The organism is Pseudoalteromonas sp. 0802, from assembly GCF_013350085.1.
Lineage (GTDB): Bacteria > Pseudomonadota > Gammaproteobacteria > Enterobacterales > Alteromonadaceae > Pseudoalteromonas.
The window spans coordinates 233,647-254,746 of the sequence record NZ_JABVXE010000003.1; the positions used below are offsets into that span (position 1 = coordinate 233,647).

The window sequence follows — 21,100 nt, forward strand, 5'->3', positions numbered from 1 at the left end:
ATGTTTAGGCACAGTATATTTTTTATCTTTTTTGTAGTGCTTGCAGGATGCGCACAAATACCTGAAGAAAAAGCGGATGAGCGAGACCCATTACAGTCGTTCAACCGTCCTATGTATGATTTTAATATGGACGTGCTTGATGCTTATATTCTTCGCCCAGCAGCCGTTGGCTACGTTACAGTAACGCCAACACCGGTAAGACGTAGCATTGTTAATTTTACCGATAACATCACTGCACCAACGGATATGGTCAATGCTGGCCTGCAAGGTAAACCTGGTAATATGGGTATTAGCCTAGCGCGCTTTTTAGTGAACTCTACGGTAGGTTTACTCGGCTTTTTTGATGTCGCTTCATCGCTGGGTTTAGAAATTGTCGATGAAGACTTTGGTCAAACCTTAGGTGTATGGGGTGTAGGTGATGGCGCATACTTGATGATCCCAGGTATGGGGCCAAGTACAGCACGAAACCTAACAGGTGATGTGGTAGATAACTTTGTGTTACCTGAAATCACGTTAACAACACCACAGACAATACTAGTGTTCGCGCTGAAAGCGGTTGAGGCCCGTGCTTCATTAATGCCACAAGAGAGCTTATTAAACGAGTCGTTAGACCCATATATTTTCGTGAAGGATATTTACTTCCAGCGTCAATTATATGAGCTACATGATGGTAATCCGCCAGTAGAAAAAGAGCCGGATGATTTTGACGAAGACTTCTTAGAGAATCTTTAAGATTATTCAAATAAAAATGCCAGCAATTGCTGGCATTTTTTATATCATTAATAGATTGATATTCATCAGTCTCCAAACACACTCATCTGGTCATTAGACCAACTTAATGCGTCGTGGTAAGCGTCCGGTACTTCTTCTGGCTTAAGGCCCAACTGTTGTTGGATTTCTTTCGCTTTTTCCCAATTTGCTTGCTCATAGAATTTTACAAAGTTTAGATAGGTAGCGAGTAAGCCTTCATCTTTAAGTAGAGCGTCTTTAATTTCGTTGGTCAGCGGTAACTTATTCATAACGCTTGGCATATCTTCATCTAAGATAGCATCCATTAATGACATCATGCCTGTTAAGAAAGCCATACCTGTATCGCGTAACTTACCATGACTAATTGCCAGTAATTCAGCAAACCGTGCTCGGGTTAGCGACAGGCGGATCAGTTCAGCAGGTTTATCTGCAGATACTTGAGCTGCAAATAACAGCGACAAGAAACGTTTAATTTCTTCGCTTCCTAATACGATAAGCGCTTGCTTGATTGTGCTGATTTCGGCACGGCGTTTAAATGCTGCGGAGTTTGAATAGCGTAATAGCTTATAAGATAAGTTAACGTCACGTTCAAACACCTCAGTGATTTTTCTAAGGTTTAAATCAATACTTGATGTTTCGTATAGGAGCTCGGCAAGAGCCATCTCAGAAGGTGGCAAAGTTTTACTTTGTACCATCTCCGGTTTTGAAAAGAAAAAGCCTTGAAAGTAACTAAAACCCATTTCTAGGGCAAGTTGGTATTTCTCGTAAGTTTCGACTTTTTCGGCAAGCAACTTGATGTGCGGGTGAGGTTTTATCGCTTCAATAACCGCTTCAATCGACTCTTTGTCTGTGGTTAAAAAGTCAATTTTGATCATATCGATATACGGATAAAAATGGCGCCAGACAGGTTGATGAATGTAATCATCAAGGGCCAGTGTGTAACCACGCTCTTTTAAATCTTTAACCAGAGCAAGTAAACGTTTACCTGGTTGAATAGTTTCAAGAATTTCGACAACGACTTGTTCTTTACCCAGTAATAAAGGGTAGCCTTTTTGGAGTGTATCTAAAGTGAAATTAATGTAAGCTGGTTTGTTATCCGTTAAATCTTCTAAACCAAAATTGAACTGACTACCTTCAATGAGTCGTGATGTTGCTTCATCGCCATCAATGTCTGGAAACACGTTATCTACGCCATCCCTAAAAAGGAGTTCGTAGCCGACAAGTTTCTTTTCCTTATCTAAAATAGGTTGGCGTGCAGCGTAAAAATACATAGTCCTGGCATGTCCACTTCGGTTAATTCATTTATCCATCAGCAATATATGTCATTGTGCCTGAAATAGCATTAATTAAATGCGAGTATTTGAGGATAAATACTGATTTTATTCTGATCTTAAGACTAGGATAAATTGCAATTGAATTCTATAACTTGCGATTAAATATCATATTTTTGTTATGAAAAGGTTGAAATTGTAAACCCTGCCATTGAACTGCTTGATTGGAGTTGTAGGGGGGAAGCATGTTATAGTCATGGGTGATATCGGTTTTTACCCCAATAATGTCTTAAAATTAAATAACTTGCGAGTCATTATTCGGATTAAAAGCCAACATTAAACAACTTTTGGAGGCTAATTTGGAAACAGGAATGATAATTTCGTTAGCAATGTACTTCATCGTCATGCTGGGGATTGGGCTGTATGCTTATAAGCAATCTACCGACGATGTATCAGGCTATATGCTAGGTGGTCGTAATTTATCACCAAGTGTTGCTGCGCTTTCAGCTGGCGCATCAGACATGAGTGGTTGGCTGCTAATGGGTCTACCGGGTGCAATGTATTTGTTTGGTTTAAGCAAGGTTTGGATTGCCATAGGTCTAGTACTCGGTGCTTGGGCTAACTACTTCCTAGTCGCGCCTCGTTTACGTGTTTACACAGAAAAGGCGAATGACTCAATCACCATTCCAGATTACTTTGCGAACCGCTTTGATGATAATAAAAATATTCTGCGTGTGATCTCTGCGATTGTAATCATTGTTTTCTTCACCTTGTATACCTCATCAGGTGTTGTTGCAGGCGGCAAGTTGTTCGAAAACTCATTTAATATGAGCTACGAAATGGGTCTGTACATCACAACCGGTGTTGTCGTGTTATATACCTTGTTTGGTGGCTTCTTAGCAGTGAGCCTGACTGACTTTGTACAAGGCTGTATCATGTTTATCTCGTTGCTGGCTGTGCCAATTGCAACGTTTACCATGCTTGATCAGCCAGTTATGGATACACTTGCAAATGCACGCTATGACTTATTATTAAGCTCACCAAAAGAATCAGAAATTCATGCACTTAATATGATGGATTGGTTTGCAGGTGGTTCAACGATAGCGATTATTTCTGCCATGGCTTGGGGCCTTGGTTATTTTGGTCAACCACATATTATTGTGCGTTTTATGTCTGTGCGCTCTGTGAAAGATATGCCGACTATGCGCCGTGTGGGTATGTCGTGGATGACGCTTTCAGCTATTGGTGCTGTGCTAACAGGTCTATTTGGTGCTGCTTATATGCTTGAAAACCAAATGCCAATTGATGATAAAGAAACGATTTTCCTAGTGTTGTCTGAGCTTATCTTCCACCCTTTAATTGCCGGCTTCTTATTGGCAGCTATTTTAGCGGCGATTATGAGTACTATTTCATCACAGTTATTAGTTTGTTCAAGCTCACTAACCGAAGATTTTTATAAGATTTACTTAAACCGTAGTGCATCTCAAAAAGAGCTGGTTTTAGTAGGTCGTATTAGTGTTATTTTGGTTGCTCTATTTGCTATTTACCTAGCCTATGACCGCGATAGCTCTATCTTAGATTTAGTGAGTAATGCATGGGCTGGTTTTGGTGCTGCATTTGGTCCACTCGTATTACTGAGCCTTTACTGGAAGCGTATGAACTTACAAGGCGCTATTAGTGGTATGGTTGTTGGTGCTGCAACAGTGCTGTTTTGGATTTACGCGCCAATTACAATTGATGGCCAAGCATTAAGTGCAATCATTTATGAGATTGTCCCAGGCTTTATTTTATCAACAATTGCTATTGTTGTTGTTAGCCTTACAACTGCTGAGCCGAAAAAAGAAATTACAGACTTATTTGATGAAGTTGAGTCGTCACTGTAGTTTTGATTAAACACAAAAAAGGGCAACATCTGTTGCCCTTTTTTATGATCTAAATTTGCGTTTAGCTTGCCGCTTTTTCTTTTATATCAGCAACGTTGTCGTCTGACTTTGCTTTTTTAGGCTTAGCTGGGGTGTCTTTTGCACCTTTAAGTACCGCCATAAATTGGTCTTTTTCTTTTGCCATTTCAAGCGCCAGTGACTCAATTTGTTGCTCGCTTAATGGTACATCAACTTTTTCAAGCATTAGTTCTAATGACTCAGCAATGTCGAGCATTTTGTCATACGCATCAGCTTCTTTCTTAGTAGTAAACGTCATGCGCTCGACTCCGTTTCTTTCTACAACATATTTAACAACAACAGCCATGATTTCTCCTGCATTTAAGCGTGGCATTTGCAGCGTAATACCGCTACTTTGATTACTGTTTTTATATACAGTAATGCTTCGGGGCTTACTTTGCAAGTAACTTGAGAAAAATTTTATTCAGCAAATTTGACAATAATAGGGACATTAGCTTTATTTAAATTGTTACCCAAAGTTAAACACAAGCGATGGAGTGAGTGTTGGGTAATAGCTAACTACCTGTCCAAGATGGACATCATGGAGGAAATTATGAAATTACTATCAAGTATTTTACTTGCCACAAGCATTGCGTTACTACCTGCTACATCGGCATTCGCCGTTAAACCAACCGAAGCAACACAAGTTAAAATGCAAAAGCTCAGTATAAACAAAGCCAGCATAGATCAACTTACTCAATTACCGGGTATTGGAGAGTCAAAAGCTAAAGCGATTGTTGAGCACCGTAAAAAGCAAGGTCCGTTTAAGTCGGTAGAGCAATTAAAAGAAGTAAAAGGAATTGGCGATAAGCTATTTGCTAAACTTGAGGGGAAAATTACACTATAAATAGCGGGCTATACACCTAAACAGGGCGTTATTCGCCCTGTTTAAATTCATCGATAGCTTTGTCTAAATGCGCTAATGCGAACATGTTTTCGATAGGTGTTGTGATGAGTGGGTAACTTAAGCCCGCTAACAATAACCAAGGAATAAGCATCCAGCCTTCAAAGTAGGCCAAGCCTAAAAATAATGGTGCTAAAAAGGCAAGCTTACATACTGATAAAATGATCTTTTTACTTGGGCTTAAATGAGCCAAAGCAAGGGCAATAATTTGCTGGCGTTGCCTTACTTTAAAGCTTTTTAAAGCAGGGATTTGGCTAGTAAAAAAATAAATCATTATAGCGACTTTTTGCTCACTAATCGGCTAACTAGAACAGCCACAAATACCACTGAAAATGCTGCAAAAATCACTTCCATCCATGCTGGCATACTCATAGAAGCAAACTGCCAATCGATATTTCCGCAATCACCAGTAGCGGCAAAGAAGCTAGGGATCCATTCGTGCAAAGGCATAAAACTTGGGAAGTTAGGTTCAAATGCACAGCTAAATGCAAAAGGGTCAGTATTGTTTTGCATTGCAATGTGTTCTTTGGCAATAAAGTAACCCCAAATTGCAGAGACACCCCAAGTGGCAAATGCGACTAAGCGAACAACCATATTTTGTGGGTTAATTGCACCAATCACACCCGCTGCAAGTAAGCCTAAAACAGCGGTACGTTGATATATACACATGATGCATGGCTCAAGGCCCATGTTGTATTGAAAAAATAACGCAGTGATTTCAAATGCGAGGGAAATAACGGCTAATAATAACCAAGGTGTTCTTTTAGTTGCTAATTCTGCTAACCAATTCATGAAAGTTCCAATTTCAAATTGTTTTCAAGATTATGCTTAGACAGGGCAGTGGGTGCAAGTATCTAAGATGAAATTATACGAAAAAGGAGCCGACTGGCTCCTTTTTATTAATCATATCTAGGCTGGCTGTTACACACTAACAGCTTGCAAAGACTCACTTTGATAGCAGCCTAATACACGGGTATATTGGGTGTGTTCTTTTAGCTCTTCAAGCGCTTGCTTAACATGTAAGTCATCAAGGTTTGCTTCAAGGTCAACATAAAACACCTCTTCCCATGGGTTTCCAGGTACTGGACGAGATTCCAATTTTACTAGGTTAATTTGATGTTGTTTAAAAATCATCAAGGCATCAGCCAATGAACCCGCTTGTTGTTTGGTCGCCATAATCAAACTGGTTTTTGTTGGAATTTGCTTAGATACTTGCAACGGGTTACGCGCGACGACAATGAAGCGGCTATGGTTTTCGCTTTGGTTTGCAAGGCCTGATTTAACGACTTCTAACCCTACATTTTTACCTGCTTGTGCTGAGCCGATAGCGGCGCTGTTTGTAGTTTCAACCGCTGATTGTAATGCATGGAAGGTTGAGTCACATGTTTCATGTTGAATATCACCTAAACCCTGAATGAAGCGGCTACATTGAGCAAAAGGCTGTGGGTGAGCAAAGATTTTATTAATGTGAGAAAGCTCAGTACCTGGCATTGCTAATAAACAGTGCTCAACGCTGTGAGTGACCTCACCGACAATTGATACTTGTGCATGTTGTAATAAATCGAACACTTCATTGATACTACCTGAGCTGGTGTTTTCAATTGGCAGTAAGCCGAAATCAGCTTGGCCACTTTCAACTTTGCCGGTGATTTGATCAAAGCTCGAACACCCCATCTCAATCAGCTTGCCTGGGCGACGGCTAAAATATTTATGGCAGGCTAATTGGCTATAAGAGCCTTGACCACCTAAATATGCAACGCGATGACTTTCGCTCATTGCTTCAGGGTTTAGATTCTTTTGTAGCATTGCTTGTTGATTCAAAACAGAATCTTCAAGAATAGTTTGGAACACATTATTGATGTAGTACGCATCTAGACCTAGCGACTTACCATAATTAATAAGCTTTTCGAGTAATGCTTGTTCGCGGGCTTCATCGCGAATTGGTTTGTTATTGGCAATTTTATATTCAACTACGCTGTGGCTAATACGGCGTCTTTTAGCCAGTAACACCAATAAGTCGGAATCTATTTCATTAATATCGTGTCGTAACGCATTTAATGTATCAATGCTCATGTTGGTTTCCTCATTCCAAAACAGTGCACAAACAAAAAAGCCTCCCAAGTGGGAGGCTTTAGCTATTCGGTGAATTTATCTCGCAAACAGTTAAGCCTCCTCTATCTAAAGAAGCTAAAAAACGAAAAATAAGTGCGAGAGATAATTTGTTTCATTGAACTAATGTAAAAACACTTGTATGTAAAGTCAACTGCCTATCGCAGCTAATTTAGAAAAGATAGGTGTTTACTCAGAAAATTCATTTATATTTATAAAAAATTTATAAATATAAAAATGAATCTGGTATATTTGTTTTTGCACAATAAATAATAACAATTATTAATAAGGTAGTCCTGTGGTGTATCGACGACCGCCATCACGTTTTGGTGTGAATTCATTAAGTATGAAATTGTCGCTGCTGATCTCTGCGATTTGTTTGATTGCAGGTATATGTGCTGCGGCTTTGATGCTTAAATCTGAAGAAAAACAGCTTGTGTTTGAAGAGCACGAACTTTTAAAGCACTCTAGTGAACGCTTGAGTCGTCAATTTAACCGCCTGATCAAAACTAAAATCAACATTGCCGAGCAGGCGAATAACGTTGTTAGTAGTCAACTACTTCAAAACGAATCGCATTTACAAAGTAAACGTAGTGCAGATATCAAATTTGCCGTCGATGGCAGTATCCGTAGTACCTCAGAAGATGGCTTATCGGCTGCCTTTATCCCTCAAGATAATTATTCTGAATTTTATAAACAGCTTATAAACGATTCTGAGTCACTCTGGAAAATAGTTTCACCGACCTTAATCCAAGACTTCTTCAATTTTTACTTAGTTACCAAAGATAACTTTATTCGAATCGCGCCACCAAACTGGGCGTTGAATGTCCCCGGTGACTTTGATTTCACCAAAGACGAAACCTTCAATTACGCTCAGGCTGCAACTAACCCCAGTCGTGAAGCTGTTTGGTCAAAAGTGTATTACGACAGAATTTGGCATAAATGGGTGGTTAGTGTGCTAGTGCCTATTTACTTCGAAAACGAATTTTTTGGAGTAACAGGCAGTGATATTGCTCTTGAAACTTTATTGGCACAACTGCCTATCGGTGACCGTGAACAACATCTATTGGTGTTTGATGCAAAAGGTCAGCTATTAGCTCACCCTGATTTGGATAAAACAACACTTGAGAAATATGGTCGTGAAGGTAAAAAATTACTCACCGAAGACTTTGTAAACCCTGATCTGCAAAAGCTAGTCTCTGAAACAATTCGTTTAAAGTTACCTGAGTCGGCAAATTCATTTGTACAAGATGGCGAAACACACATTATTAATATTCGTAAAGTCGAGAACCTAAATTGGTATATTGGTATTTATAAAAAACGTTCGTCGGCACTTTCAGCACTTGAAGAGCTAAAAGTAAAATTCTTCGGCTTGTTTATCTTGTACGCAATTTTAGTTGCCTTGTTATTGCATCAAGCACTTTATCAATTAGTACTGCGCCGCATTCACTCATTGGTTAATGCGGTGGTTAGTTTTGGCAAAGGGCAATTACAAACTGAGTTTCCAAAGGCCAATAAAGATGAAATTGGCACGCTAAATGGCTCATTCAGAGATATGGCTATCGAAATTCGTAAGTTGATTGATGGCTTAAACCAGCGCATTAGCGAAAAAGAAATAGCTGAAAAAGCGGCGAATCGTTTATCTAAAGCTGTGGCCTTCTCGGGCACCGGGGTGGTGATCACTGACCAAGACTTTGAAGTTAAATATGTGAACCCTAAAATGGTTGAAATGACCGGTTTCGAGGAGCGTCATTTCATTGGCTCGCCGCTATTGAATGTTATTTCCCAAGAAATGGCGATTTTAGTCGATGACATTGATATCGATTTACGTAGCCGCAATTATTGGCGCGGGGATACCTTATTACAAGCTAATGATCGTCAATCTGTTTGGGTTTCGCTAAGTATTTCACCAATTCGTGAAGATGGTGGTGAAATCACCAGTTACGTGGCATCAGCTCAAGATATTTCGTTTGTGAAAGAAAGCCAGCGTAAAATGGAGCAATTGGCTTACTTTGATACCTTAACTGGGCTTGCTAACCGTACTTTCTTCAGAATGCAGCTGCGTAAATCAATGGCACTGGCTGAACGTGGTCATTATGCATTTGCCTTATTCTATTTTGACTTAGATGAATTTAAACGTATCAACGATACACTAGGGCATGATGCAGGGGATCAGTTATTAGTTGAAGTGGCTAACCGTTTGAAAAAGCGTTTGCGTACGGAAGATACAATAGCGCGTTTAGGCGGCGATGAATTCGCGGTATTATTAAGTGGTATTGAGCATCAAACACATGCAATGGAAGTGGCAAATACGATTCAGCGCACACTTAATGAGCCAATCAAATTAGGTAACAATGAAGTGATCATCAGTGCCAGTATTGGTATCACAATGGCACCATTTGATAGCCAAGAAGAAGATCAGCTACTAAAACATGCCGACCTTGCGATGTATGAAGCAAAAGCGAAAGGGCGTAATACTTTCCACTTCTATAGCCAAGAGCTTAATGCTGCAGCAAACGAGCGCTTATTCATTGAAAATGAGCTTCGTACTGGTATTCGCGAAGGGCAGTTTAGGGTTTATTATCAGCCACAAGTTGATTGTAGAAATAACCAAGTGGTTGGCTACGAAGCACTTATTCGTTGGTTCCACCCTAATGAAGGGATGATCCCACCAACTAAGTTTATTCCTATTGCTGAGGCAACTGGTTTAATTGTTGAATTAGGCGCATGGATACTGCAAGAAGCGTGTGAGTTTGCTGCACGTTTAGCAAGCCAAGACTTAAAGAATAATATTTCAATCAACTTGTCGGCACGTCAATTTAAAGATGCGAACTTGGTGTCGACACTGGATAAGATCATCAAGCAAACAGGTGTTGAGCCTAAACGCTTACACCTTGAGCTAACAGAAAGTATGCTAATGGGGCATGTTGAAGCCGCTATTTTACAACTGCATCAGTTAAAAGCCTTGGGTGTATCAATTTCAATCGATGACTTTGGTACTGGCTATTCTTCACTGAGTTACCTAAAACGTTTCCCTGTGGATATTTTGAAAGTTGATCGCTCGTTTGTGAAAGATATTCCACAAGACAGTAATGATATGGAAATTACCGCTGCGATTATTGCTATGGCACAAAAGCTAAAGCTTAACGTTGTTGCCGAAGGGGTGGAAACTATCGAGCAGATTGAGTTTTTACAAAACAACAACTGTTATATTGTGCAAGGTTACTACTATAGTAAGCCTATCCCTGAAGATGAGTTGCCTGCACTTTATGAACAGCTCAACTCGTTGAATTCATAAAATACAGAACGCAAAAAAGGGGGGTGATTAGCCCCCTGCAATTTTAACTTTAAACTTTAGTCCTTCGAGAATCGCTTTTAGCTTATCTCTGTCATCACCTTGAACTTCGATGATACCGTCTTTTACTGCACCACCTTGGCCCATTTTACTTTTAATGGTTTTGGCTAATTTTTTTAAGTCGTGCTGCTCGCTGTCGATACCAACAACTAACATCACGCCCTTACCTTTGCGTCCTTTGGTTTGACGTTCAATGCGTAAAAAGCCGTCTTTAAAAACTTTACCTTGGCTTGGTTTACTTTCTTTAGGTTGCTCAATGCGACCCGTTGCAGTTGAATAAACTAGATTATTATCGCTCATGGTAGATCTCGTTATAGAAGCTTGGCTAAATGATAACAAATTTCATCCTAAGTGTTTTAATTTTTGGCTTATTTGTTTTAAGCGGTTATATTTAGTTAAGTATCAGGAAAGATTTGTTTATTAGGAGTTTATTATGAGTTTAACGCGCAGCACTTCTGCTGATGGCGCTATATTAACTGTACAAATCAAAGGAAAATTTGATTTTAATTTGGTGCAATCTTTTCGTCAGGCGTATGCCGATCTCAACGACAATATCGATAAAGTGGTCATAGACCTTAGAGAAACAGATTACATGGACAGCTCAGCGTTAGGCATGTTGCTGAACATGAAAAAAAACCTAACAGGCAAAGTTGAAACAATTCAAATTAGTAACTGCCAACCGCAACTGAAAAAAATCCTGCAAATCTCACGTTTTGATAAAAAGTTCGATATTGATTGATGCTTAATATTCTGGTTGTAGACGATCTTGCCTTAAATCGTCGCTTATTAACCGTGATGTTAGAGCAGCAGGGCTACCGTGTTTATACCGCTGAGAACGGTCTTGTTGCTTTAAATTTGCTTGAAGAACACACCATTGATATTGTGTTACTCGATGTCATTATGCCTGTGATGGACGGCTTTGAAACCGCCGCGATTATCAAAGAGCGCTTTAGCCAAGTTTACTTACCGATTATTTTTATTACCTCATTAGAAGACGAAGCGAGCTTTGAGCGTTGCTTATCGGTTGGTGGTGATGACTTTTTGCATAAGCCGTTTCAAGAAGTGATTCTTAACGCGAAAATTAAAGCGCATAGCCGGATCCGTAATTTAAGCCAAAAGGCAAGAGAGCAAAATCTACAACTTGAATATCATCAAAATCAAGTCGACCGCGAACATGAAATAGTCGAACATATTTTTAATAATGCTCTTGAGAACCAACAATCTTTTCCTAAGCATTTAGATTTTCATTTATCGCCTGCGGCTATGTTTAATGGCGATATGTTTTTGGTCGCACAAAGCCCATTAGGTAGCTTATATTGCATGCTTGGTGATTTTACTGGTCATGGTTTAGCCGCTGCAGTCGGAGCTCTCCCTGCTTCAAGAGTATTTTATACCATGGTGAGTAAGGGCATGTCGGTGAGTGATATTGCCGCAGAAATCAATTCAGTATTAGGTAAGTTATTACCAGGCCACATGTTTTGTGCTGCAACCATCATAGAGCTTAGCAGTACCGGAAAAAGTATCTCGGCATGGCTGGGGGGCTTACCCGATACCTATATCATCAACCAAAGCGGTGAAGTTATTCGTACCCTTGAATCTCAACACATGGCACTGGGTATTTTAGAAGAAGATGAATTCGAACGTGCACTTATTCATATTGAAGTAGAGGACACATGCCGTATTGTCATGGCAACCGATGGTATCATTGAAACAACGAGTCCACATGACGAGTATTTTGGTGAGCATCGCTTTAAAAAAGTGCTCGCTTCAAAACCAGCTATTTCTTCTGAGCAAGTACTTGAACGAGTCAATAAATTTGCTCGTGGGAATAAACAACAAGACGACTTGAGCTTAGTATTATTAAATTGCTTAGCCATGAGTGAGCCTGAGCAAAAGTCTGAGCCGCTATCCGCATTACCTTTTAACTTTTCATTGAGCCTAAATTCAAAGCAAATCAAAAGCACCGATCCGGTACTGGAAGTCGTTGATGTAATAAGCAAAGTAGCAGGCTTAAACGCACATCGCGCTAATATCTTTTTGATACTCTCAGAGGCCTACAATAATGCCTTAGACCACGGCGTGTTAGGCCTCGACTCAGAGGTAAAAAATCAAGAAGATGGCTTTTTAATTTATTATCAGCAGCGTGAAGAGGCCCTCGCAAATTTAACCGATGCCTTAATCATTATTGATATTCGCTATTGCCCAGAAGAACTTGCTTTATATTTTACTGTTTGCGACTCAGGAAATGGTTTTAGTAAAGATCAGGCAAATCAACAAAGCCTTGCAAGAGAGCATGGTAGAGGCTTGTGCTTGCTTGGGGAAGTAGCTTCAAAAGTGACCTTCAATAGTGCAGGCAACCAAGTCGAAATTTATTATCAATTAACAGCAAGCAGTACTAGCTCACACTAAAATCGCATGTTATCATTCTGGCATTATAGATGTTTGGATGGCCAAATGATTTCTAACTACTTATCGACAGCTCAGCTTGAATTACCAGAAAATTTGGTTGCTGAGCAATTATCGAACCTTGAACATTATCTTGCAGAGTCAGCTTTACCAGCAGTGCGTTGGGAGTATCAAATTCCTGAGCTAGGCGAGGGTGGTGCGTGTAGCTTGTTTGGCTACTTACAAGATGAAGCATTCAAATTAAATCATTATGTTGCTGATAATGCTACCAATACTGAAAAACTGGCTAAGCTGCAACAAATTATCGATTTTGTTGTTGCCCAAACTCAAGTTGATTGGTTTGGTATTTATCAAGCGACAGAGACTAATGAAGGTTCTCAGTTATTAAAGCTGGTTTATCATGGTGCACCGAGCCGTCCATTATTCCCGCTAACTGAAGCGTTTGCTAAAGGTAGTAACAATGTTCAAGTTGCGCTTTCTAAACAAGGGCGTGTGATCAATAACGTAGCCGATTACCTTGCACAAGGTGGTGAGTATTATACTTGCGACCCGAAGGTGAAAGCCGAGACTTGTTTACCATTATTATCAGACAAAAATGAATGCTTAGGTATTATAGATGCAGAAGCATTTAATAATGATTTCTTTGATCAGCAAACCCTTGCATTACTTGTGGCTTGTTGTATTAAAATTCCTCAACTCTTGGTCTAATTTAACTAGTAATCAGGCTGGGTTTTTATGTTAAGCTAGTGGCAACGCTAACCCCTATAAAAAGAGATAGTCAATGTTCTCAGAATTAAAACCATTACCAACAGATCCTATTCTTGGCCTAATGGCGGCCTTTAAACAAGATACAAACCCAAAGAAAATCGATTTGGGTGTAGGTGTTTATAAGGATGAGCAAGGCAATACGCCTGTATTAAAAGCGGTTAAAAAAGCGGAAGCGTTTCGTTTAGAAAACGAAACCAGTAAATCGTACATTGGCTTGGCAGGTAACCTAGATTACTGTCAAAAAATGGAAAACTTATTACTGGGTGAGCATCCAGCACTTTTAGCTAACCGTGTTCGCACTGCACAAGCACCAGGTGGTACAGGTGCATTACGTGTTGCAGCTGAATTCATCAAGCGTTGCAATAAAGATGCGACGGTATGGGTAACTACGCCAACGTGGGCAAACCACATCAGCTTATTTGAAGCGGCGGGCTTAACAGTAAAAGAATACCCTTACTACGATTACGAAAATAAAGACCTTTTATTTGATGACATGATTAATACCCTTAAGCAAGTGCCTAAAGGTGATGTTGTGTTATTCCACGCATGTTGTCACAACCCAAGCGGTATGGATTTAAATGCTGAGCAATGGAGCACAGTTGCTGATCTTGCTGTTGAAGTTGGTTTCACGCCACTGGTTGATATTGCTTACCAAGGTTTTGGTTCAAGCCTTGAAGAAGACGCAGCGGGTCTTCGTAAATTAGCAGCAGCGGTAGATGAGTTAATCATCTGTTCTTCTTGTTCGAAAAACTTCGGTTTATACCGCGAGCGTATCGGTGCATGTTCAATCATTGCTAAAGATGCAGCAACTGCTGATATCTCTAACTCTGTATTATTAAGTGTTGTACGTAGCATCTATTCAATGCCGCCTGCGCATGGTGCTGATATTGTTAGCACGATTTTAGGTAGCACTGAGCTGACGCAAATGTGGCATGACGAGCTTGATGAAATGCGTAATCGCATTAATGGTTTGCGTACTTTAATCAAAGAAAGCTTAGCTGCGAAAGGCATTGAGCAAGACTTCTCATTTATTGACCGTCAAAATGGTATGTTCTCATTCCTAGGTATTAATAAAGAGCAAATCGAGCGCTTACAAAAAGAGTACTCAATCTACATTGTTGGTTCTAGCCGTGTAAACGTTGCTGGTATCAGTGATGCAAACATTGATTACTTTGCAAATGCAGTAGCAGACGTTTGTAAGTAACCTGCTTTATAGCGATAAAAAAACCGCAGTGTGCGGTTTTTTTATGCCTGTAATATGTGTTACTTCGAGTAGGTATTAATGCAGCCAGCGAATGGCGTCATTGATCATACTGTTGTAGCTATCAAGTGGAGCGCCAATACTCGCTATTAAGATAGTATCCGCTCGCTCACCACGGTTGATGTGGCCAGCGAAACGCTCATCATTGAAATCGTCAGAGCCAGTGCCAAATGGTTGCTCGTCAGAAGGCACAATGAATACCGTCATAGGGCCAAAATCAGACTCAAATACCAAGTGCAGACCTTTTTTGCCTTGAAAGTCACAAAACATTAAATAGGTTACTTTACCTGGTAGCTCATCTAAATGTCCGCCAATGGTGGCAAACTTTTCGTTCACATAGGCAAGGTCTATCGCTTCATGTTTATCTAGCGAGCCTATCTCATGGTATAGGTGCGCAAAGGCATGCTCACCCACGCTGTATAACGTATGTTGTTTGTTAGTGACAAAGAACACACTAATTGCTACTAAAAACGACGCTGCAGCGGCTAAATACAAGCGGTTAAAGGCAAAGCGCGACTTAGCCTCAATAATGGTGTCTAGCGGCTGCTCTGAAGGCGCTTCTTCTGCAGCATAGGTATTATCAATAATTCGCTTTGCTAAATTTTCAGGCACGGGGATGTTAAGCGCATTACTTAGTTCATCATCTAAAGCGCGCACATCATCAATAAACGCCTGTTTATCTTTGTCCTGCTCGGCAAACGCTTCAAGTTCCTTATCAATAGTGCTTGGCTCGGCGAGGATGCGGCGGCGAAACTCGAGTTCATCCATTAATTTGATGCTCCTCTAAGTTGATCATCATCACTGCTTAAAGCCTCTTTAAGCTGGTTTCTGGCACGGAAAAGTCGTGTCATGACAGTATTTTTATTTAAATCGAGGATTTGGGCGATTTCATCGCCAGAGCAACCCATTACTACTTGTAATAGCAATGGCTCTCGATACTCTTGTGATAACTTTCCTATTTGTCGTTGAATCACTGTTTGTTCCATTTCAGCATCAAGGGTTGTACTTTGTTCATCTACAAGGGTGTCGTTTTCAACATCGGCGTAATCAAATTGTTTACGTTCAAAGCGGCGTGCGTTCTCGCGGCGCAAAATAGTTAACAGCCAAGGTTTGACTGCTTGTTGATCTTGCAGTGAATCCAAGGCACGCCAAGCCCTCAGGAAGGTTTCCTGCACTAAGTCTTCAGCAATGTTCTGATCACGACACAACCAATACGCAAAGCGAAAAAGCTCACTGTGGTAGACATGAACCAGCGCTTCATATCGCTTTTGTTTTTCTGTCATAGTAACTAAGACCTGCCTATCAGAAAAAAACTTTCTGAGATTATTATTTTTTTCTTAAAAAAACGGCTAATTCAAGATTAGCCGTTTATTTTCAACCTATTAGGTTAATTGTTAATCGTAAAGATTTTTTAATTCAGTCGCATTACTTGTCGATTTCGTTTGCTTTGCCGCTTGACTTAGCAAGCTGACGATTAAACTTAAATCAACCTGTTCATCTGCTGAACTATAAAGTTTAGTGCGTAATTTAGCAATTTCATCATTAAGTTGTGTATTTTTCAGCGATGCTAGTAAACACTCGATTGCTGCTGCATTTTTACCTGTCTGCTGTTTTGCATAAAGGTTCAACGCGTTATAAAACCCTGAGCTATTGTTTTGCTTTGCAAACTGCTTAAGCTCATTCAACGATACTGATGAACCACTGGTAGGTAATGGCTCAGCTGCCGACTGTTGAGGGCGCTTTTTAATGTAAAGCACTAAGGTGATTAACCAAAGCCCATAGCCGACAATTGCCACGATAATAAGCCAAACAGGGGTCGTGACTTGCATAACGGTTTGTACATTAGTTGGTGTATCACTCAGCTCATTGGAGCTTGCGGTTTGCGGCTCTGCGATAGCAGGAGCTGTTGGTGTGAGTGGATTTGTACTTGGTACAACGGTTAATGTACGAGCTGGTATGGTCGCATAGCTAATACGATTGATTTTAGTATTAAACCAAGGCAGCTTGATTTCAGGCAATGTGTAAGTGCCCGGTGTTTGCGGTAATAAAGCATAAGAAGCCGTTTGTTGTGAGATAACACGGCCATCACGTACCAGATGATTACTCTCTTTTTCATCAGGGTAACTTCTAAAACCTTGCACCTGAGGCATATCGATATCAGGAAGTTGCTCTTTAGTAACCCCTAATGCAGTTAAGGTGATAGTTCGAGTGATCGGCGTGCCAACTTCAACGGTGTCGTCTTTTGGTTGCCATTGCTCATCAAGGTTAACCAGTTCGCTTGGTAGCCATGCACCTGTGTAGTTATCTGGAATTGGCTTGATTTCAACATCAACATCTTCGCCCATCGCTGACACAGCCATTTGGCGATAGTTTTGACGAATACGGCCGTTGAACACAGGTGCTGTAATAGTATTTACGCCACTTTTTTGTGGCTGCACTAAGTACTCACGGGTGATCACTAAATAGCGTTTGCCATCAATTAACTCATAGTCTTCAGATTGCTTGTTAATTGGGGTTAGCTCAGCGTTTTCCATTTCTGGCGTAGTTAAGTTGCCATCAAGCAATTCTTTGTTGTTGTCTAAATACAATTTAACCGTATAAACACCGGCTTCTTGCACGTATAAGCTACTTGGCTTGATGCTTGTTTTAATGAAGGCTTCTTTATTTTGCTCTGAGGTTTGACTGCGTTTAGCTACCGTTAGCTCAATCGGTTTTGAACTAACACCGGCTACAGTAAATGCAGGGATGGTATAAGTGCCTTCTTTGCGGGTCATCAGCTTTACAGACCAGTTAGTTTGCTTACTGATTTCACCATTAATAATATTAGTGCGCGAGCTGACACTGGTTGGCCCTACAACAAAGTCCTTTAATAGCACAGAAGTGTCTGGTTGTTCGCTGTTAATAGAGTCGTCTGCTGAGATGGTTAAAACAAAAAACTCACCGGCAAGGACAGGATTTTTATCAACACTTGCCTGTAGCTGGGTGGCAGCCCATAGCGGCGCTGCCGCGATTAGCAATAAACAACATAATAATCGCATTACCATGATTTTTCGGCTCCTCGTGGACGACGTTGGTAGTTTCGTTTTTGTGCTTCTAATTGCATTTTATTTCTTAATAAGATCGCAGGATCATCGGGAACTTTACGCAGCAGCTGGTTAAGTTGCTGGGCTTTTTCTTTCTCTTCATTGGTCAGTTCAGCAGCTTGTGCTTGCATAGCCTGTTGCTCTGCTTGCTGTTTAGCTTGTTCGTCGCTTTGCGATGGCTGTGGCTGGGCCTCTTGTTGCTCGGGAGCTTGCTCTGGCTGTTGTTCTCCAGATTGTGACGACGTGTCTGCTTGTGATTCCATTTCTGGTTTGTTTTGCTGGTCACTATTAGACTCGCTTTGCTCACCTTTTTGATCTGATTGCTCACCTTGCTCTGAAGGTTGTTGGCCATCTTGCTGCTCACTCTGCTCTGAGTTTTCACCTTGCTGTGAATTTTCACCCTGTTGCTTTTGCTGGTTATCTTGCTGGCCATCAGAGTTTTGTTGATCATTGTTTTGCTGTTGATCTTGTTGCTGCTGTTGTTGCTCTTGCTGCTGCAATAACTGTTCTACGAGGGCTTGGTTTTCTTTTGCCTCAGTGAAGTCATTTTTAAGCTGTTGGGCTTGCTTATAAGCTTCTATGGCTTGTTCTAGCTCACCGGCCTTAGCAAGGGCATTACCGTAGTTGTACAAACCCGTTGCAGATTTATCTTCACTAAACGCATCCATGGCCGCTTGGTAATTACCTTGCTGATAAAGAGCTGCGCCTTTTAATTGCGTGTTTTGTGCTTGGGCGGCTTGTTCAAATTGATTTTGCTGATAGGCATCAAGTGCCCGTTGGTCTTGGTTCTTAAACACCTCAGGTAATTCAGCGGCGTAAACCTGCTGCTGAGGTAATAGCATAACAAACAAAAAGCCAACTACTAGGCTACTACGGCGAATTAAAAAGAGTGCTAACGGCAATAAAATAATCAGGCCGTAAATACCTGCATCAACTCGCCATAACGCTTGGCTTTGCTTCTCATCTTTGAGTACTTCAGCATTGGCAGTGGGGGCAAATGTTTGAATATCTTTATTACTGGTTTGATACAGTGCAAATTTGCCACCGCTATTACGTGCAAGCGCACTTAAGCGGCTGACATTAAGCGTCGGAATCACAATCTGCCCTTGTATGTCTTTTAAAAAGCCTCCTTCAGGTAGCTTAATCGGCGCACCTTGCTCTGTGCCAACGCCGTAGACATTTAAACGATAATTAGATTGAGCGGTAAAGCGGCTAATATCTTCTTGATCTAGGCTATCAACTCCATCGGTGACTAAAATAATATCACCATCTAAATAGCCAGCTTGTTTAAGTAAATCGTCGGCTTTTTCTAGGCCTTCAATAACATTCGAACCTTTGCTCGGCATGATATCAGGGCTTAGGCTTGGGATAAGGTTAGCCAAAGTGCTAGCGTCATTGGTTAGCGGCGAAATAGTAAATGCAGAGCCTGCATAAGCCACTAATGCCGTATCACCTTCTTTGAAAAGCTCAATCATATCAAGAGCTTTAAATCGAGCCTGCACTAATCGATTTGGTGCTATGTCGGTACTGAACATGGAGTACGACATGTCCATCACAATAACTCGCGCGTTCTTTGCTTGAAACACCGGGACTTGTTTCTTTTCAAAGCTTGGGCCTGCTGCAAAAACGATGGCTAATAAAGTAAATACAGCAACTAGCCAAAGCGGTTGGCTTTGTTTTTTATGATTGTCGCTCATTACAAACTGCGCCAAATGGGGCGCAATTAAATCAGCTGGGGCGCTTTTTTTGTTGCGTACCAACAGCACACTAAGAATAATCAGCGCGGGAACTAATAACCAAAGTAGGGCAGGGCGAATAAATTCAAAATCCATACTAGCTCTCCTGCTTAAATTGGCGAATAAAACTGACGAGCATTGCTAAGCTTATTAAGCCTAGCGCCACAAGCAGTGGAATATAAAACAATGAAATTTGTGGGCGGAACGTTTGTTCATCGCTACTAATTGGCTCAAGCTTATCGAGCTCTTGGTAAATTTGCTGTAAACCAGCGACATCTTTTGCTCTAAAGTATAAGCCGCCGGTTTGCTCGGCAATGCGTTTGAGTAAGCTTTCATCTAAGTTACCGCCACTCATACCACCCATATTAAACAGGCTAAATCCACGCGGGTTATCAGAGCCAACACCTATGGTATATACTTTAATGCCTTCTTCGCGGGCTAACAGTAGCGCATCTTCTGGGTCAAGGTTACCCGCGGTATTTTGACCATCGGTTAATAGTACTACGATACGGTTACTTTCATCCTTATTAGCGAAACGCTTCACCGATAAACCTAATGCATCACCAATGGCTGTTGCTCTACCTACTAGACCAATTTGTGCTTCACTGAGCATTTGGCTTACGGTTTTAACATCACGAGTAAGAGGCGTTTGTAAAAATGCGGTATCACCAAATAAGATAAGACCTAGGCGGTCACCTTGACGCTGTTCAATAAAGTCACTGAGTACAGCTTTTACCATGGTAAGCCTATCAACATATTGATTCTGGTAGGCCATATCTTGCTCTGTCATAGAGCCAGATAAATCCACCGCCAGCATAATATCGCGGCCTTCATTAGGCAGCGTGATAGGTTCATCAAGCCAAGTTGGGTTTGCAATAGCGACAACTAAAGAGACCCAAACAGCCCATTCGAGCAATGAAACTTTGCGACTATGTTGCTGTACTGCCTGATTATTTAAGCCAAGCTTAGCAAAGCCCGGAATACGTAAACGTAACTGCCCTTGCTGCTTTAACGGCATAAAGCGGCTTAATATCCAAGGCAGAGGTAAAAGCACAAAACACCATGGCCAACTAAACTCAAACATTAATTGGCTCCTTGAGTTTAAAGTTGCTAATGGCACTGCGTAATTTAGCCCCGAGCTCAGCATTATTACTTTGTTGTTGATAAAGCGGCATCAATTCGTCGTAACTAAAGTTATCGCCACTCAGTTTCGATAAACTTTCAGACCACTTTGCCAAGGGCTGAGAAGCAAGCTGACTGCTGTAATAATGACGAGTTAAGCGTTTTAAAATAATGTGTAGCTCTTGCGCGTCATCATCACTAAGGGTTTTACTTAACTTAATGGCTTGTTTTTTGGCTTTTTTAAATTGCTGGTTTTTATATAAAAGCACTAAGCCGATAATTAATAACGAACCAACTAAGGCGATAATTAGCCACCAAATTGGAGCAAGTGGCCACCATGCAACCTCGGTCGGTGCAATGACATCATGTAAGCCATCTAGCGGATTTTTTTGCAT

Annotated in this window: 19 protein-coding genes and 1 pseudogene; 8 read left to right on the forward strand and 12 right to left on the reverse strand. The window is 40.9% G+C overall.

All coding sequences use genetic code 11. The features are described 5' to 3' along the window. Positions 1-732 carry a VacJ family lipoprotein gene (locus tag HUS61_RS08780; RefSeq protein ID WP_130166652.1) on the forward strand — a complete coding sequence of 244 codons (732 nt, stop codon included), beginning with the start codon at positions 1-3 and terminating at the stop codon, positions 730-732. Positions 733-797: 65 nt separating this feature from the next. On the opposite strand, the gene HUS61_RS08785 is transcribed toward HUS61_RS08780, so the two are convergent. Continuing rightward, positions 798-2,021: an EAL and HDOD domain-containing protein gene (locus HUS61_RS08785; RefSeq protein WP_175082357.1), complete on the reverse strand. Its 1,224-nt coding sequence runs from the start codon at positions 2,019-2,021 to the stop codon at positions 798-800. Positions 2,022-2,392: 371 nt separating this feature from the next. On the opposite strand from HUS61_RS08785, the gene putP reads away from it, so the two are divergent. Next, positions 2,393-3,904, forward strand: a complete 1,512-nt coding sequence (gene putP / locus HUS61_RS08790) for a sodium/proline symporter PutP (RefSeq protein ID WP_054562154.1) — start codon at positions 2,393-2,395, stop codon at positions 3,902-3,904. A gap of 61 nt (positions 3,905-3,965) precedes the next feature. Here putP and HUS61_RS08795 read toward each other — a convergent pair whose 3' ends face one another. After that, positions 3,966-4,268, reverse strand: coding sequence for a YebG family protein (locus tag HUS61_RS08795; protein WP_130166655.1), 303 nt, complete (start codon positions 4,266-4,268; stop codon positions 3,966-3,968). Between the two features lie 246 nt (positions 4,269-4,514). On the opposite strand from HUS61_RS08795, the gene HUS61_RS08800 reads away from it, so the two are divergent. Then, on the forward strand, positions 4,515-4,808 hold the full coding sequence (locus HUS61_RS08800) for a helix-hairpin-helix domain-containing protein (RefSeq protein ID WP_054562153.1): 294 nt from the start codon (positions 4,515-4,517) through the stop codon (positions 4,806-4,808). 28 nt (positions 4,809-4,836) lie between these two features. Here HUS61_RS08800 and HUS61_RS08805 read toward each other — a convergent pair whose 3' ends face one another. The 3 genes from HUS61_RS08805 to HUS61_RS08815 form a co-directional block, all read right to left on the reverse strand. After that, complete coding sequence (locus tag HUS61_RS08805) at positions 4,837-5,139, reverse strand: DUF6170 family protein (protein WP_055197970.1); 303 nt, start codon at positions 5,137-5,139, stop codon at positions 4,837-4,839. Next, on the reverse strand, positions 5,139-5,657 hold the full coding sequence (gene dsbB, locus HUS61_RS08810; protein ID WP_054562151.1) for a disulfide bond formation protein DsbB: 519 nt from the start codon (positions 5,655-5,657) through the stop codon (positions 5,139-5,141). Before dsbB ends, HUS61_RS08805 begins: the two co-directional genes overlap by 1 nt. 129 nt (positions 5,658-5,786) lie before the next feature. Beyond that, positions 5,787-6,938 carry a chorismate mutase gene (locus HUS61_RS08815; RefSeq protein WP_054562150.1) on the reverse strand — a complete coding sequence of 384 codons (1,152 nt, stop codon included), beginning with the start codon at positions 6,936-6,938 and terminating at the stop codon, positions 5,787-5,789. A 334-nt stretch (positions 6,939-7,272) separates the two neighbouring features. Here HUS61_RS08815 and HUS61_RS08820 point away from each other — a divergent pair, with 334 nt between their 5' ends. Beyond that, positions 7,273-10,272 (forward strand): EAL domain-containing protein, encoded by a 3,000-nt coding sequence (locus HUS61_RS08820; RefSeq protein WP_175082358.1) that lies wholly within the window; start codon positions 7,273-7,275, stop codon positions 10,270-10,272. A gap of 27 nt (positions 10,273-10,299) precedes the next feature. Here the strand turns inward: HUS61_RS08820 and HUS61_RS08825 are convergent, their stop codons facing one another. Further along, entirely contained in the window at positions 10,300-10,629 is a 330-nt protein-coding gene (locus HUS61_RS08825; protein WP_058586369.1) for a translation initiation factor, read from the reverse strand. A 133-nt stretch (positions 10,630-10,762) separates the two neighbouring features. Between HUS61_RS08825 and HUS61_RS08830 the strand changes: the two genes are divergently transcribed. The 4 genes from HUS61_RS08830 (at position 10,763) to HUS61_RS08845 (ending at position 14,707) form a co-directional block, all read left to right on the forward strand. Next, complete coding sequence (locus HUS61_RS08830) at positions 10,763-11,068, forward strand: STAS domain-containing protein (protein ID WP_054562148.1); 306 nt, start codon at positions 10,763-10,765, stop codon at positions 11,066-11,068. Next, entirely contained in the window at positions 11,068-12,738 is a 1,671-nt protein-coding gene (locus HUS61_RS08835) for a fused response regulator/phosphatase (RefSeq protein ID WP_130166659.1), read from the forward strand. Before HUS61_RS08830 ends, HUS61_RS08835 begins: the two co-directional genes overlap by 1 nt. Positions 12,739-12,783: 45 nt before the next feature. Then, positions 12,784-13,443: a GAF domain-containing protein gene (locus HUS61_RS08840; RefSeq protein ID WP_175082359.1), complete on the forward strand. Its 660-nt coding sequence runs from the start codon at positions 12,784-12,786 to the stop codon at positions 13,441-13,443. A gap of 73 nt (positions 13,444-13,516) precedes the next feature. After that, positions 13,517-14,707 carry an amino acid aminotransferase gene (locus tag HUS61_RS08845; RefSeq protein WP_054553227.1) on the forward strand — a complete coding sequence of 397 codons (1,191 nt, stop codon included), beginning with the start codon at positions 13,517-13,519 and terminating at the stop codon, positions 14,705-14,707. A gap of 75 nt (positions 14,708-14,782) precedes the next feature. Here HUS61_RS08845 and HUS61_RS08850 read toward each other — a convergent pair whose 3' ends face one another. The 6 genes and pseudogenes from HUS61_RS08850 to HUS61_RS08875 all read right to left on the reverse strand — a co-directional run bounded on the left by HUS61_RS08850 (position 14,783) and on the right by HUS61_RS08875 (position 21,100). Next, positions 14,783-15,532 carry a DUF3379 family protein gene (locus tag HUS61_RS08850; RefSeq protein WP_130166661.1) on the reverse strand — a complete coding sequence of 250 codons (750 nt, stop codon included), beginning with the start codon at positions 15,530-15,532 and terminating at the stop codon, positions 14,783-14,785. Further along, positions 15,532-16,080, reverse strand: a pseudogene (locus tag HUS61_RS08855) (sigma-70 family RNA polymerase sigma factor); the annotation flags it as partial. The pseudogene HUS61_RS08855 and the gene HUS61_RS08850, both read right to left, overlap by 1 nt. A 78-nt stretch (positions 16,081-16,158) precedes the next feature. Next, complete coding sequence (locus HUS61_RS08860; protein ID WP_130166662.1) at positions 16,159-17,808, reverse strand: BatD family protein; 1,650 nt, start codon at positions 17,806-17,808, stop codon at positions 16,159-16,161. Further along, the gene (locus HUS61_RS08865) at positions 17,802-19,679 is read right to left on the reverse strand and encodes a VWA domain-containing protein (protein WP_175082360.1); all 1,878 of its coding nucleotides are present in this window, start codon (positions 19,677-19,679) and stop codon (positions 17,802-17,804) included. Before HUS61_RS08865 ends, HUS61_RS08860 begins: the two co-directional genes overlap by 7 nt. Before the next feature lies 1 nt (position 19,680). Then, a complete protein-coding gene (locus HUS61_RS08870) occupies positions 19,681-20,667 on the reverse strand; it encodes a VWA domain-containing protein (protein ID WP_175082361.1) in 987 nt (328 codons plus the stop codon). Next, on the reverse strand, positions 20,660-21,100 hold the full coding sequence (locus tag HUS61_RS08875; protein ID WP_130166665.1) for a DUF4381 domain-containing protein: 441 nt from the start codon (positions 21,098-21,100) through the stop codon (positions 20,660-20,662). The genes HUS61_RS08870 and HUS61_RS08875 overlap by 8 nt, the downstream gene beginning before the upstream one ends.

Bases quoted from the DNA above. Each gene is read 5' to 3' on its own strand.
- HUS61_RS08780 (WP_130166652.1), top strand. From the start codon at position 1: ATGTTTAGGCACAGTATATTTTTTATCTTTTTTGTAGTGCTTGCAGGA.
- HUS61_RS08785 (WP_175082357.1), bottom strand. From the start codon at position 2,021: ATGTATTTTTACGCTGCACGCCAACCTATTTTAGATAAGGAAAAGAAA.
- putP (WP_054562154.1), top strand. From the start codon at position 2,393: ATGATAATTTCGTTAGCAATGTACTTCATCGTCATGCTGGGGATTGGG.
- HUS61_RS08795 (WP_130166655.1), bottom strand. From the start codon at position 4,268: ATGGCTGTTGTTGTTAAATATGTTGTAGAAAGAAACGGAGTCGAGCGC.
- HUS61_RS08800 (WP_054562153.1), top strand. From the start codon at position 4,515: ATGAAATTACTATCAAGTATTTTACTTGCCACAAGCATTGCGTTACTA.
- HUS61_RS08805 (WP_055197970.1), bottom strand. From the start codon at position 5,139: ATGATTTATTTTTTTACTAGCCAAATCCCTGCTTTAAAAAGCTTTAAA.
- dsbB (WP_054562151.1), bottom strand. From the start codon at position 5,657: ATGAATTGGTTAGCAGAATTAGCAACTAAAAGAACACCTTGGTTATTA.
- HUS61_RS08815 (WP_054562150.1), bottom strand. From the start codon at position 6,938: ATGAGCATTGATACATTAAATGCGTTACGACACGATATTAATGAAATA.
- HUS61_RS08825 (WP_058586369.1), bottom strand. From the start codon at position 10,629: ATGAGCGATAATAATCTAGTTTATTCAACTGCAACGGGTCGCATTGAG.
- HUS61_RS08830 (WP_054562148.1), top strand. From the start codon at position 10,763: ATGAGTTTAACGCGCAGCACTTCTGCTGATGGCGCTATATTAACTGTA.
- HUS61_RS08835 (WP_130166659.1), top strand. From the start codon at position 11,068: ATGCTTAATATTCTGGTTGTAGACGATCTTGCCTTAAATCGTCGCTTA.
- HUS61_RS08840 (WP_175082359.1), top strand. From the start codon at position 12,784: ATGATTTCTAACTACTTATCGACAGCTCAGCTTGAATTACCAGAAAAT.
- HUS61_RS08845 (WP_054553227.1), top strand. From the start codon at position 13,517: ATGTTCTCAGAATTAAAACCATTACCAACAGATCCTATTCTTGGCCTA.
- HUS61_RS08850 (WP_130166661.1), bottom strand. From the start codon at position 15,532: ATGGATGAACTCGAGTTTCGCCGCCGCATCCTCGCCGAGCCAAGCACT.
- HUS61_RS08860 (WP_130166662.1), bottom strand. From the start codon at position 17,808: ATGGTAATGCGATTATTATGTTGTTTATTGCTAATCGCGGCAGCGCCG.
- HUS61_RS08865 (WP_175082360.1), bottom strand. From the start codon at position 19,679: ATGGATTTTGAATTTATTCGCCCTGCCCTACTTTGGTTATTAGTTCCC.
- HUS61_RS08870 (WP_175082361.1), bottom strand. From the start codon at position 20,667: ATGTTTGAGTTTAGTTGGCCATGGTGTTTTGTGCTTTTACCTCTGCCT.
- HUS61_RS08875 (WP_130166665.1), bottom strand. From the start codon at position 21,100: ATGCAAAAAAATCCGCTAGATGGCTTACATGATGTCATTGCACCGACC.